This window comes from Phenylobacterium sp. (genome assembly GCF_024508875.1).
Taxonomy (GTDB): domain Bacteria; phylum Pseudomonadota; class Alphaproteobacteria; order Caulobacterales; family Caulobacteraceae; genus Phenylobacterium.
In genome coordinates, this window is the sequence record NZ_JANINU010000026.1 from 1 (window position 1) to 12,261 (window position 12,261).

Genomic DNA, 12,261 nt, shown 5'->3' on the forward strand with positions numbered 1-12,261 from the left:
GGCCACGCCGGGCGATCGCCGCAACGCGACGCTCACCGCCAACTACCGGTTCTGACCTCCCCCCAGACGAACCGGATAGCCGCGCCGCGGGGCCTTGGCCTCCGGCGCAACAGCGCCCCGCCTCCGCTGCTCGCGGGCGGGGCGCCACTCGTTCTAAGGTGACGCCATGATGCTGCACATTCCCGGCGTGCTGACTCCGGCCCAGGTGGCCGAGATGCGCGCCCTCATCGACGCGGCGGATTGGGAGGACGGCAACGCCACCTCCGGCAAGCAGTCGCGGCTGGCGAAGCAGAACCTGCAGTTGCCGGAGGCCTCGGACGCCGCCCGCAAGGCCGGCGCCCAGGTCCGCGAAGCCGTGACCCGCAGCCAGCTCTTCATGGCCGCCGCGCTGCCCCATACGGTCTATCCGCCGCTGTTCAACCGCTATGGCCCGGACCAGACCTTCGGCGACCACGTCGACAACGCCATGCGCTTCCAGCGCGATCAGGGAATCCGCATCCGTACCGACCTGTCGGCGACGCTGTTCCTGGCGGATCCCGATACTTACGACGGCGGCGAACTGGTGGTGGAGGACACCTACGGCTCGCACGAGGTGAAGCTGCCGGCCGGCGACCTGATCCTCTACCCCGCCTCCAGCCTGCACCGGGTGATGCCGGTGACGCGCGGGGAGCGGGTCGCCAGCTTCTTCTGGATCCAGAGCCTGATCCGCGACGACGCGAAACGGGCGCTGCTGTTCGACCTGGACGTGGCGATCCAGACGCTGGCGCAGGATGTGGGTCTCGGCGCGCCGGCCATCGTCTCGCTGACGGGGACCTATCAGAACCTGCTTCGCATGTGGGCCGAGCTGTAGGCGCGGCCCGCCCATATGCCGCGGCTATATGGGAGGATCGCCCTGTTGCGGCCCCGAAGCGCCAAAGCGCTACCCGCCGAGGCGAAAACCCGGTATCCCGCGCCGCAATTGACGTGAGGAGACCTCCCATGCCGCTCGATTCCGGCGCGCCGCAGAAGACCTACCGCTGGGACGATCCTCTCGACCTGTCCTCGCGCCTCTCGGAAGAAGAACGGATGGTCTGGGAGGCCGCCCGCCAGTACGCCCGCGAGAAGCTGCTGCCGCGCGTGGTCAGCGCCTACGCCGAGGAGCGGTTCGACCGCGAGATCATGACCGAGATGGGCGAGCTGGGCTTCCTGGGCCCGACGCTGCCGGAAGAGTACGGCTGCGCCGGCGTGAATCACGTGGCCTACGGCCTGATCGCCCGCGAGATCGAGGCGATCGACAGCGGCTACCGCTCGGCGATGAGCGTGCAAAGCTCGCTGGTCATGTACCCGATCTACGCGTTCGGCTCGGAAGAGCAGAAGCGAAAGTACCTGCCGGGCATGGCCGCCGGCCGGATCATCGGCTGCTTCGGTTTGACCGAGCCCGACGGCGGCTCGGACCCGGCGTCGATGCGCACGGTCGCGAAGAAGGTGTCGGACGGGTACGTTCTGAACGGCGCCAAGATGTGGATCACGAATTCGCCCGTCAGCGACGTGGCCCTGGTGTGGGCCAAGCTGGACGGCAAGATCCGCGGCTTCCTCGTCGAGCGGGGGACCAAGGGTTTCGAGACCCCGCAGATCAAGAACAAGCTCAGCCTGCGCGCCTCGGTTACCGGCGAAATCTCGCTGTCGGACGTGCACGTGCCGGAAGACGCCATGCTGCCCGGCGTGGAAGGCCTGCGCGGCCCGTTCTCGTGCCTGAACAAGGCGCGCTACGGCATCGCCTGGGGGGCCATGGGCGCGGCGGAGTTCTGCCTGCACGCGTCGCGCGAGTACGTGTCGAGCCGCAGCCTGTTCGGCCGCACCCTGGCCTCGCGCCAACTCGTGCAGAAGAAGCTGGCCGACATGTCCACCGAGATCGCCCTGGGCTTCGAGGGCGCGCTGGCCCTGGGCCGGCTGATCGACGAGGGCGCGTGGGTGCCGGAAGCGATCTCGATGCTGAAGCGCAACAACTGCGGCAAGGCGCTGGATATCGCGCGCGTCGCCCGCGACATGCACGGCGGCAACGGCATCTCGGGCGAGTACCACGTGATGCGCCACGCCTCGAACCTGGAGACGGTCAACACCTACGAGGGCGCCCACGACGTGCACGCGCTGATCCTCGGGCGGGCGATCACCGGCGAGAGCGCGTTCTAGACGCCGGGGGCGGGCCGGTCCGGAACTCGCCCCTCGCGCTGCCGGGCCGGGCTGCACCGGGACGGGCCCGGAAGCCATAGAAGCCTAAGCTTCGGAAAACGCGAAGCTAATGTCGGCCATGCGACAAAACGCCGGTTTTTCGGCACAACCTTAAATTTACACTCGGCGCCTAATTCTGCCCTGCCGACTGCATCCGAGCACGGGGGTGGAGACGGCGCGGGGAGAACGCATGGTTCGGAAGAGCGCTCAAGGCGCCGCCGACAGGGGCCAGATGGCGCAGTGGCTGTTCGACAACAGCCGCGACCTGATGCAGGTCGTCGCGCGCGACGGCACGCTGCTGCAGGTCAACCAGGCCTGGGCGGATTTCACCGGGCTCAGCCAGGACGAGCTGATCGGCCGCTCGGTCTTCGATTTCTGCCATCCCGACGAGACCACGGGCATCCAGGCCCGCGCGGACGCGGCGTTGCCGGGCGACGTGAGCGAAGCGGAGGTGCGCCTGAAGGACCGCCAAGGCCGTTGGCGCTGGGTGGCGGCGCGCCGGCAGGTCATGGAGAACGGCTGCCACATCGGAAGCATGCGCGACATCAGCGCCGAGCGCGCCTATCGCGAGGAAAGCGAGGAGGCGCGCCGCACGCGCAAGGCGCTGGGCGCCGCGGCAGGCATCGGCATCTGGGAATTCAACCCGATCACCGGCCGGATCTGGTGGTCGGACGAGATCATCAGCATGGTCGGCTTCGATCCCGACCTGGATTGGACCGCCGAGCGCTTCTACGGGATCGTTCATCCCAGCGACCGCGCCAAGCTGATCGCCGCGATGACCGACTCGGTGGAGACGGGGCAGTCGCGGCGAGTGGAGCACCGCATCCGCGCCGGCGACCACTGGCTGACCATGCGCGTGACCGTGCGCACAGAGAAGGTGGCGCCTGGCGTGCACGCCCTGAAGGGCATCTCCGAGGACATCACCGAGCTGGCCGAAGCGCGCGACGCCGCGCGGCTGGGCGAGCAGACGGCGCGCAAGGCGCGGCGCGAGGCGCAGGCCCTGGCGGGCCGACTGAACCTCGCGCTCGAGGCGGCCGAGGCCGGCGTCTACGAGATCGACCATATCCGCAAGACGTTCTGGTGCTCGCCCGAGTTCGAGCGGATCACCGGCCAGAAGAACTCGAGCTACGAGGAAGCGACGCAGCTCCGCTACCCCGGCTTCCACATCGACGACCTGCCGCACGTCCGCGCCTCGTTCCGGGCGCTGCATCGCGGCGACAAGAAGTCCGGAGAAAGCTTCGAGGCGCGTATCGTCCGCCCGGACGGAACCGAGCGGTGGGTGCGGGTGCATCATCACCTGGTCACCTCCCGCAACGGCCGCTGGCTGAAGGCCGTGGGCCTGGTCCAGGACTGCGACGCGCTGAAGCGCCAGGAGCTCGCGCTGAAGGAGGCCCAGGCCGCCGCGGAGGCCGCCGCCGAGGCCAAGGCCGCGTTCCTTGCCAACATGAGCCACGAGATCCGCACGCCGATGAATGGTGTGATGGGCGTGCTGCACCTCCTGAAGAACGAGCGGCTCACCGACGACGGGCGCGGGCTGCTGCGCGAGGCGCTGTCGTGCGGCCAGATGCTGGCCGAGCTGCTGAACGACGTGATCGACTTCTCGAAGATCGAGGCCGGGCGTCTGGAGTTGGCCTGCGAGCCGCTGGACCCGGCCATGCTGGTTGAGGGCGTCGTGCGCCTGCTGGAGCCGCAGGCCAAGGCCAAGGGCCTGGACCTCGTGGTGGACTCCGACCCCGCGGTGGGTTGGGTGAAGTCGGATCCGGTGCGCCTGCGCCAGGCGCTGTTCAACCTGGTCGGCAACGCCGTGAAATTCACCGAGACCGGACGGGTCTCGGTGCGGTGCCGCCGGCGCGGCGAGCTGCTGCGTTTCGAGGTGGAGGATACCGGCGTCGGCATCCCGGCCGGGGCCCAGGACCGCCTGTTCGAGCGCTTCAACCAGGCGGACGCCTCGACGACGCGCAAGTTCGGAGGCTCGGGACTGGGCCTGGCCATCACGCGCCGCCTGGCCGAGATGATGGGCGGCGACGTGGGCTTCACCTCGGTGGAGGGGCAGGGCTCGACCTTCTGGATCGAGGTGCGCGCCGAGGCGACCATGGCCCAGGCCGAAGCGGCCGAGACGGACGAGATGCTGCTGGACGGCGTCCGGGTGCTGGTGGTCGAGGACAATCCCACCAACCGCCTGATCGCCACCAAGCTGCTGGAGAACCTGGGCGCGGCGGTTGAGACGGCCGTGGACGGCTATGCGGGCGTGGACGCCGCGGCCCGAGGCGGCTTCGACCTGATCCTGATGGACATCCAGATGCCCGGCATCGACGGGCTTGAAGCGGCGCGCCGCATCCGCGCCCTGGGCGGCGCCGCGGCCTCGACGCCGATCGTCGCGCTCACCGCCAACGTGCTGGCCCACCAGCGCCAGGCCTATCTGGACGCCGGGATGGACGGGGTTGTGGGCAAGCCTATCGCGCCCGGCCTGCTGCTCGCCGAAATCGCGCAGGCTGCCGCCAACCGCGACACGCCGGACGACGAGGACACCGCGGCCGCCTGAGGCGGGTAGGGGTGCGCGACACTTTCGGGACGGCATCCGGAACCTGGGCCGCGGCGGACGGATTTCGCCTCCCGTGCTGAAGACCCTTGGCTATGTGATCTCGGCGCTCAGCGTCGTCCTGCTCGCCGTGCCGTCCTGGAAGAGCGCGTCCGAGCATCCGGTCCTGCTTTTCGCCCTGATGGCGGGCATGGCGACCTCGATCCTGGGCATGTTCCTGCGCTGGCTGTCGTATCTCAACGAGCAGAAGCGGAAGAAGTCGTAGGGCGGCCTTCCCTGGGCCCGCGCGGCCATGCTTGAGTGCGCGCCTCGATGTTCGGGGAGGCGGGGATGCGCAGGGTGCTGGCGGGATTGATGGGGCTTGCGGTCGCGGCGCCGGGGATGGCGCAGGCCCAGGCGACGAGGCCCGACCAGGAGGCCTTCCGCGCGATCTACAAGGAGCTCGTCGAGACGAACACCACCCTGTCGGTGGGCAGTTGCACCGAGGCGGCCGCCAAGGTGGCCGGGCGGCTCAAGGCGGCGGGCTTCGCCGATGCCGACCTGCACCAGATCACCGATCCGGAGCACCCCAAGGAGGGCAGCCTGGTCGCGGTGCTGAAGGGCTCGGATCCCAAGGCCGGCGCCGTCCTGCTGCTGGGCCACCTGGATGTGGTGGAGGCGCGGCGCGAGGACTGGACGCGCGATCCCTTCACCCTGATCGAGGAGGGCGGCTATTTCTACGCGCGCGGCGCGGCCGACATGAAGGGCCTGGACGCCATCTGGATCGACACCCTGATCCGGCTGAAGCAAGCCAAGGCGCCGCCCAAGCGCACGCTGAAGATGGCGCTGACCTGCGGTGAGGAAACCGCCGAGGCGTTCAACGGCGCCAACGACCTCGTGCTGAACCACCCGGACCTGATCAAGGCCGACTTCGTGCTGAACGAGGGTGGGGGCGGGCGCCTTTCGGCCGACGGCAAGCGTGAGCTGCTGTCGGTGCAGGTGGGCGAGAAGACCCCGCAGAACTACCTGGTCACCGTCACCAACCCCGGCGGCCACTCCTCCCGGCCCCGCCCCGACAATGCGATCTACCAGCTCGCCGAGGCGCTGCTGCGGGTGAAGGCCTATGCCTTCCCGGCCAAGTTCACCGAGACGACGCGCGTGGGCTTCGGCATCCGCGCCGAGCAGAACGATCCGGCTGGCGCGGCGCTGAAGAAACTGCTGGCCGACCCTTCGGACGTGGAAGCCGCGAGGGTCGCTTCGATCGACATCAATGTGAACTCGATCCTGCACACCAACTGCGTCACCACCCGGCTGGACGCGGGCCACGCCAGCAACGCGCTGCCGCAGCGGGCCACGGCGATCATCAACTGCCGGATCTTCCCCGGCGAGACCGTGGAGGGCACCGCCGAGACCCTGCGCAAGGTGATGGCCGATCCGCAGGTAAAGGTGGAGGTGATCCAGCCCGTGCGTCCGATCGCCGTCAGCCCGCCGCTGGACCCCAAGGTGGTCGGGCCCATGAAGGAGATCGCCGCCAAGCACTTCCCGGGCGTGCCGCTGATCCCCTCGATGTCCTCCGGCGCGACGGACGGCCGCTATTTCGGCCCGGTGAAGACCCCGGTCTACGGTGTCCCCGGCGTGTTCGGCGATCCGGACGGCAACGGCGCCCACGGCCTCAACGAGCGTATCCGCGTGCGTTCGCTGTACGAGGGCCGCGACTACCTGTTCGACCTGATCAAGGTCTACGTCGGGGCGAAGTAGCCCGGCTTGCCAGCCGGGCGGGACGGGCTAGGGTCCCGCCTTCGTTGCGTTGGGGTGCATCATGGATCGCAGGCTTTTCCTCCAGGGCGCCGCGGGCGTCGCGCTGGCCGCCGCCACGCCGGCTTTGGCGCAGGCGCAGAGCGAGGACGGCAAGCTCCGCGTCCTGCTGGACCGTTTCTGGGACGAGCAGATCGACGAGGCGCCCGAGGCGGCCAGCAGCCTGGGGCTCGACACGGGCGCCCGGGCGGGGCTGCGGGCGCGGCTGAGCGACTATTCCCAGGCCGGACGCGCGGCGATGTTCCAGCGCACGAAGGGCCGACTCGCGCGGCTGAAGGGCATCGACCGGGCAAAGCTCTCGGCCGCCGGCCAGATCGACTACGACGTCGTGGCCTATCAGTACGAGACCGCGGTCACGGGCGGCGAGCGGTTCCGGTTCGGCGAGGGGCCGTCGGCAAGCTTCTCGTACGCGCCCTATTCCCCGTACGTCGTCAGCCAGCTCTCGGGGCCATACCAGGCCATACCGGACTTCCTCGATTCCAAGCACCCGGTGCAGAGCGTGGCCGACGCCGACGCCTATCTCGCGCGCCTGCGGGCCTTCGCGACGGCGCTGGACGCCTCGACGGCGAGCCTGAAGGCCGAGGCGGCCAGGGGCGTGCTGGCGCCGGGCTTCCTGCTGGAGCAGGCCAGCGTGCAGCTCGGCAAGCTGGCCGCGTCGGACGGCCTGGCCTCCGGCTTCGCGAAGAAGGCCGCCGCGGCGGGCCTGGCCGGAGACTGGAAGGCGCGCGCGGACGACGTCCTGGCCAAGGCGGTGCGGCCGGCGGTCGAACGCCAGAAGGCGGCGGTCGACGCCCTGCGGAAGACGGCGAGTGACGACGCCGGCATCTGGAAGATTCCCGACGGCGAGGCGTTCTACGCCGGCGCCATCGGCTATCAGACCACGACGTCGCTGAAGCCCGACGAGATCCACCAGCTCGGCCTGCAGCAGGTGAAGGAACTGACCGCGCAGATCGACACGCTGCTCCAGGCCCAGGGCCTCACGGACGGGACGGTGACCGAGCGGCTGGTGGCCCTGAACCATCGGTCCGACCAGCTCTACGCCAATACCGACGCCGGGCGCGCCGAGCTGTTGGCCTATCTGAACCGCCGGGTGAAGGACGTGGAGGCGCGCCTGCCGAAGGTGTTCGCCACCATCCCGAACGCGCCGATGGAGATCGTCCGCGTGCCGCCGGCCATCGAGGACGGGGCCGCCAACGGCTACGCCCAGGGCGCCTCGCTGGACGGTAAGCGGCCGGGCCGGTTCTACATCAACCTCAAGGACACCTCGGAGTGGCCGCGCTATTCGCTGCCCAGCCTGGCGTTCCACGAGGCCTATCCGGGCCACCTCTGGCAGGGCGCTATCAGCCAACAGTCCACCGACATCCCGATGATCCGGCGCCAGGGCGGCGGCTTCTCGGCCTATGGTGAAGGCTGGGGACTCTACGCCGAGCAACTGGGCGACGAGCTGGGCTGCTACGACGGCGATCCGCTGGGTAAGATCGGCTACCTCCAGTCGATCCTGTTCCGCGCCGTGCGGCTGGTGGTCGACACCGGCCTGCACGCCAAGCGCTGGAGCCGCGAGCAGGCGACGAACTACATGGTCGAGGCGACGGGCCGGCCGCGCGGCGGCATGCAGCGCGAGATCGACCGCTACTGCGTCTGGCCAGGGCAGGCCTGCAGCTACAAGGTCGGCCACAACGAATGGGTCCGCCTGCGCGAGGACGCCCGCCGCCGGCAGGGCGAGCGCTTCGACATCCGACAGTTCCACGAGGTCCTGAAGCGGGGCCGCATGCCGCTGGTGGTGCTGGAGCGGGTGGTGAAGACGACGCTCATCTAGTTGCTCCCCTGCTGGGGAGCTGTCGGCGAAGCCGACCGATGGGGTTGCCCCCGGTCTATCCATCGCTGAGGCCCCCCCTCCGTCTCGGTGCAGATTGCGCCGATCCACCTCTCCCAGATCGCGCTCCGCGCTGGGGGAGGAACTGAGGCTTCTCAATCGCGCGGGTTCCCCGTAGACCAGACCGCACAAGTCCTTGGGGAAGGAAGACAAAGTAATGGCGGAAGCTGCCGCGACGGATGCGCCCGAGACGCAGACGTCGCTCCGCACCGTGGTCGCCGCGTCGTCGGCCGGCACGACCTTCGAGTGGTACGACTTCTTCGTCTTCGGAAGCCTGACGGGCGTCATCTCCAAGACCTTCTTCACGGGCCTGCCCGAGACGGCGGCGCTGGCCGCGGCGCTGGCGCTGTTCGGGGCGGGCTTCCTGTTCCGCCCGCTGGGCGCGCTGGTGTTCGGCCGCATCGGCGACAAGGCCGGACGCAAGGGCGCGTTCCTGGCCACGGTGCTGCTGATGGGCGGCGCCACGGTCGCGATCGGCCTGCTGCCCAGCTACACCCAGGCGGGCATGATCGGGCCGGCGCTGCTGATCCTCATGCGCATCATCCAGGGCTTCGCCCTGGGCGGCGAATACGGCGGGGCGGCGATCTACGTGGCCGAGCACGCGCCGTCGAACGGCCGTGGCCAGGCGACGAGCTGGATCCAGACGTCGGCGGCGTTCGGCCTGTTCGGGGCCCTGATCGTCATCCTCGTGACCCGCACGGCGATCGGCAACGCGGCGTTCGACGCCTGGGGCTGGCGCGTGCCATTCCTGTTCTCGGGCGTACTGCTGGCGGTCTCGATCTGGATGCGCCTGAAGCTGACCGAGAGCCCCGAATTCGCCAAGCTGAAGGCCGAGGGCAACGAGACCAAGGCGCCGTTCAAGGAGGCCTTCGGCCACTGGCCCAACCTGAAGCTGGTGCTGATCGCCCTGGCGGCCGTGATGTTCGCGCAAGGGGCGGTCTGGTACACGGCGTTCTTCTACGTCCAGACCTTCATGGAGCGGTTCCTGAAGGTCTCGCCCGAGACCATCAACATCCTGATGCTGTCGGCCACGGCAGCGAGCGCGCCGCTCTACGTGCTGTTCGGCTGGCTGTCGGACCGCTTCGGCCGCAAGACCGTGATGCTGTTCGGGATGGTGCTGATGACGGCGGCCTACTTCCCGGGCTTCCACATGCTGTCGAAGACGCTGAACCCGGCGCTGGCCGAGGCCGAGGCCGTCACGCCGGTGGTGGTGATCGCCGACCCCGCCGACTGCTCGGTGCAGTTCGACCCGGTGGGCAAGGCCAGCTTCGTATCGTCGTGCGACATCGCCAAGTCGACCCTGGCCAACGCCGGCGTGTCCTATCGCAACGAACCCGGCGTCGCGGGGCAGCCGGCGCTGGTGCGCATCGGCGCCCAGACCATCCCGTCGACCAGCGCCGAAGGCCATCCCGCGCCCGTGGCCAAGGCCGTCAAGGCCAGCGTGGAGGCCCGTCTCAAGACGGCCCTCGCCCAGGCCGGCTACCCGCCAAAGGCCGATCCCAAGCGGATGAACCTGCCGGGGGCCTTCGCGGTGCTGCTGGTGTTCGTGATCGCGGCCACGGCGCTCTACGGCCCGATCGCCGCGTGCCTGGTCGAGCTGTTCCCCACGCGGGTGCGCTACACGGCCATGTCGCTGCCGTATCACATCGGCACCGGCTGGGTGGGCGGCTTCGTACCGTTCACGGCCTTCGCCATCGTCACCACGGTGGGCGACCTCTACTCGGGGCTCTGGTACCCGCTGGCGTTCACGGTGATCTCGGTGGTGACCTGCCTGCTGTTCCTGCCCGAGACCAAGGGCAAGCCGCTGAGCTGACCATGCGGTACGAGGCGGACGCGGAGATCTGGGTCTTCCACACCGGCGCCTGGCATTTCGTGACCCTGCCCGCGACGTTCACCGAGGGGATCAAGGCGCTGCGCGGGCCCAAGCCGGCGGGCTGGGGCTCGGTGCGCGTGAAGGCCGAGCTGGGCGGCTCGACCTGGCGCACCTCGATCTTCCCCGACAGCAAGTCGGGCGCGTTCCTGCTGCCGATCAAGGCCGAGGTACGCCGGCGCGAGGGCGTCGGCCAGGGCGACACGGTCACCGTGGCCGTGGAAATCGATATGTAGCTCCAATTCCTCCCCCGCAGGGGGAGGGGGACCGCGAAGCGGTGGAGGGGGGCTCCATCCAAGGCGGTTGAGGACCCCCTCAGTCGGCATTCGCCGACAGCTCCCCCGACGGGGGAGCAATTGGCTACTTCGCCGGGCCGTCGAGGTCGGTGAGCTTGGCGTAGGACGGCTGGGTCGTCGCCTGCAGCTTCTTCGCCACCGCCTCGGCCTCGCGCAGGGCGCGCAGGACGTTGCCGCCGGCCACCTTGCCGAGGTCCTCGTCCGACCAGCCGCGGCGGGCCAGTTCGGCCAGTAGGTCGGGGAACTTGTCGACGCCCTCAAGGCCCACCGGCGTGTCGCCGATGCCGTCGAAGTCCGAACCGATCCCCACGCAGTCGACCCCGCAGACCTTGGCGATGTGCTCGACGTGGTCGGCCACCTGGCTCAGCGTCGCCGGCGGGCCCGGGTGGGCCTTGTCCCATTCGGCCAGGGCGGCGGCGGCTTTCTCGGGCTGGCCGATGTAGAGGCCGCCGAAGGGCGGAGCATTGTAGCGGGCCTGCTCGGCCGAGCGGTCGGCGGCCCAGCGGTTGCGGGCCTCGGACACGTAGGTGGTGGCGAAGTTGACCATCACCACCCCGCGGTTCTGCTTCACCAGCGCCAGCACCTCGTCGGAGACGTTGCGGGCGTGGTCGGCCACCGCCTTGGAGCCGGAGTGCGAGAAGATCACCGGCGCCTGGCTGACCGCCAGCGCGTCCTTCATGGTCTTCTCCGAGACGTGGCTGAGGTCGACCAGCATGCCCATGCGGTTCATCTCGGCCACAACGGCCTTGCCGAAGGGCGTCAGGCCGTTGTGCACCGGGTTGGCGGTTGCGCTGTCGGCCCAGCGGTTGGCCAGGGCGTGGGTCAGGGTCATGTAGCGCGCGCCGGCGGCGTACATCTGGCGCAGGGCCGGCAGGCTGTCGTTGATCTGGTGGCCGCCCTCGATGCCGATCAGGGAGGCCACCTTTCCGGCCTTGTGGATGCGCACTACGTCGTCGGCGGTGTAGGCCATCTCGAAGACGTCGGGATAGCGGACGGTCATCCCCTTCACGATGTCGATCTGTTCCAGCGTCATCTGGACGGCGACGGGGCCGTCGAACTGCGGCGAGATGAACACCGACCAGAACTGGCCGCCGACGTGGCCGGCCTTCAGGCGCGGGATGTCGGTCATCAGACCGATGGCGCCGGGCCGCTCGCCGGGAAGCTTGGAGGTGTCGGAGCGAAGGTCGATCTTGGCCACGTCGCCGCCGGCGCGGCCGCGGATCTCGCCGGGCAGGTCGTTGTGGCCGTCGATCAGGGGCGTCTTGGCGAGCACCTTCTCGACCCGAGCCTTGATCTTCGGGTCGGCCGTAGCTTGAGCCTGGGCCTGGGCCGCGCCCGCACACGCCAGCGCCAGCACCGACGCGGCCACGATCCTACGCATTGGAAATCCCCTCGAAACGCCGGCCGCGATGCGACCTTGCCGGAAGAAACGAGTCAAGGAACCGGAAACCGCCATGGGCCGATATCGGCCGGACGCTTCTTCGCCAGGCGGAGAGGGCCGTTCGGCAGCCAGTGGGCCCCTCGCCCGCCGTTGACTCAGCGCCAGCCGTCTGTATAACCGCGCCTCCTCGTCCCCGGGCCTGCCTCGGGGGCGCGACAACGCTTTCAATCAAGAAGAAATACAAAGGCGCGAACGATGTACGCGGTGATCAAGACCGGCGGCAAGCAGTACCGGGTCCAG

Annotated in this window: 9 protein-coding genes; 8 read left to right on the forward strand and 1 reads right to left on the reverse strand. The window is 69.4% G+C overall.

Annotation, left to right across the window (positions count from 1 at the left end; genetic code table 11):
* Positions 1-166 precede the first annotated feature (166 nt).
* From Q0L11_RS03070 to Q0L11_RS03105, 8 genes are all read left to right on the forward strand, one after another.
* The gene (locus Q0L11_RS03070) at positions 167-850 is read left to right on the forward strand and encodes a Fe2+-dependent dioxygenase (RefSeq protein WP_296595380.1); all 684 of its coding nucleotides are present in this window, start codon (positions 167-169) and stop codon (positions 848-850) included.
* 128 nt (positions 851-978) lie between these two features.
* Positions 979-2,169 (forward strand): acyl-CoA dehydrogenase, encoded by a 1,191-nt coding sequence (locus Q0L11_RS03075; protein ID WP_296595381.1) that lies wholly within the window; start codon positions 979-981, stop codon positions 2,167-2,169.
* Between the two features lie 229 nt (positions 2,170-2,398).
* Complete coding sequence (locus Q0L11_RS03080) at positions 2,399-4,750, forward strand: PAS domain-containing protein (protein WP_296595382.1); 2,352 nt, start codon at positions 2,399-2,401, stop codon at positions 4,748-4,750.
* Positions 4,751-4,823: 73 nt separating this feature from the next.
* Positions 4,824-5,012, forward strand: coding sequence for a hypothetical protein (locus Q0L11_RS03085; RefSeq protein WP_296595383.1), 189 nt, complete (start codon positions 4,824-4,826; stop codon positions 5,010-5,012).
* 65 nt (positions 5,013-5,077) lie between these two features.
* Positions 5,078-6,484, forward strand: a complete 1,407-nt coding sequence (locus tag Q0L11_RS03090) for a M20/M25/M40 family metallo-hydrolase (protein WP_296595384.1) — start codon at positions 5,078-5,080, stop codon at positions 6,482-6,484.
* A gap of 61 nt (positions 6,485-6,545) precedes the next feature.
* The gene (locus Q0L11_RS03095; protein ID WP_296595385.1) at positions 6,546-8,357 is read left to right on the forward strand and encodes a DUF885 family protein; all 1,812 of its coding nucleotides are present in this window, start codon (positions 6,546-6,548) and stop codon (positions 8,355-8,357) included.
* 214 nt (positions 8,358-8,571) lie between these two features.
* Positions 8,572-10,227 (forward strand): MFS transporter, encoded by a 1,656-nt coding sequence (locus Q0L11_RS03100; protein WP_296595386.1) that lies wholly within the window; start codon positions 8,572-8,574, stop codon positions 10,225-10,227.
* Between the two features lie 2 nt (positions 10,228-10,229).
* On the forward strand, positions 10,230-10,520 hold the full coding sequence (locus Q0L11_RS03105; protein WP_296595387.1) for a DUF1905 domain-containing protein: 291 nt from the start codon (positions 10,230-10,232) through the stop codon (positions 10,518-10,520).
* A 124-nt stretch (positions 10,521-10,644) separates the two neighbouring features.
* Here Q0L11_RS03105 and Q0L11_RS03110 read toward each other — a convergent pair whose 3' ends face one another.
* Positions 10,645-11,961, reverse strand: coding sequence for a dipeptidase (locus Q0L11_RS03110; protein ID WP_296595388.1), 1,317 nt, complete (start codon positions 11,959-11,961; stop codon positions 10,645-10,647).
* Positions 11,962-12,261 lie beyond the last annotated feature (300 nt).

Excerpts from the sequence above, each read along its gene's own strand:
- Q0L11_RS03070 (WP_296595380.1), top strand. The coding sequence starts at position 167 with ATGATGCTGCACATTCCCGGCGTGCTGACTCCGGCCCAGGTGGCCGAG.
- Q0L11_RS03075 (WP_296595381.1), top strand. The coding sequence starts at position 979 with ATGCCGCTCGATTCCGGCGCGCCGCAGAAGACCTACCGCTGGGACGAT.
- Q0L11_RS03080 (WP_296595382.1), top strand. The coding sequence starts at position 2,399 with ATGGTTCGGAAGAGCGCTCAAGGCGCCGCCGACAGGGGCCAGATGGCG.
- Q0L11_RS03090 (WP_296595384.1), top strand. The coding sequence starts at position 5,078 with ATGCGCAGGGTGCTGGCGGGATTGATGGGGCTTGCGGTCGCGGCGCCG.
- Q0L11_RS03095 (WP_296595385.1), top strand. The coding sequence starts at position 6,546 with ATGGATCGCAGGCTTTTCCTCCAGGGCGCCGCGGGCGTCGCGCTGGCC.
- Q0L11_RS03100 (WP_296595386.1), top strand. The coding sequence starts at position 8,572 with ATGGCGGAAGCTGCCGCGACGGATGCGCCCGAGACGCAGACGTCGCTC.
- Q0L11_RS03105 (WP_296595387.1), top strand. The coding sequence starts at position 10,230 with ATGCGGTACGAGGCGGACGCGGAGATCTGGGTCTTCCACACCGGCGCC.
- Q0L11_RS03110 (WP_296595388.1), bottom strand. The coding sequence starts at position 11,961 with ATGCGTAGGATCGTGGCCGCGTCGGTGCTGGCGCTGGCGTGTGCGGGC.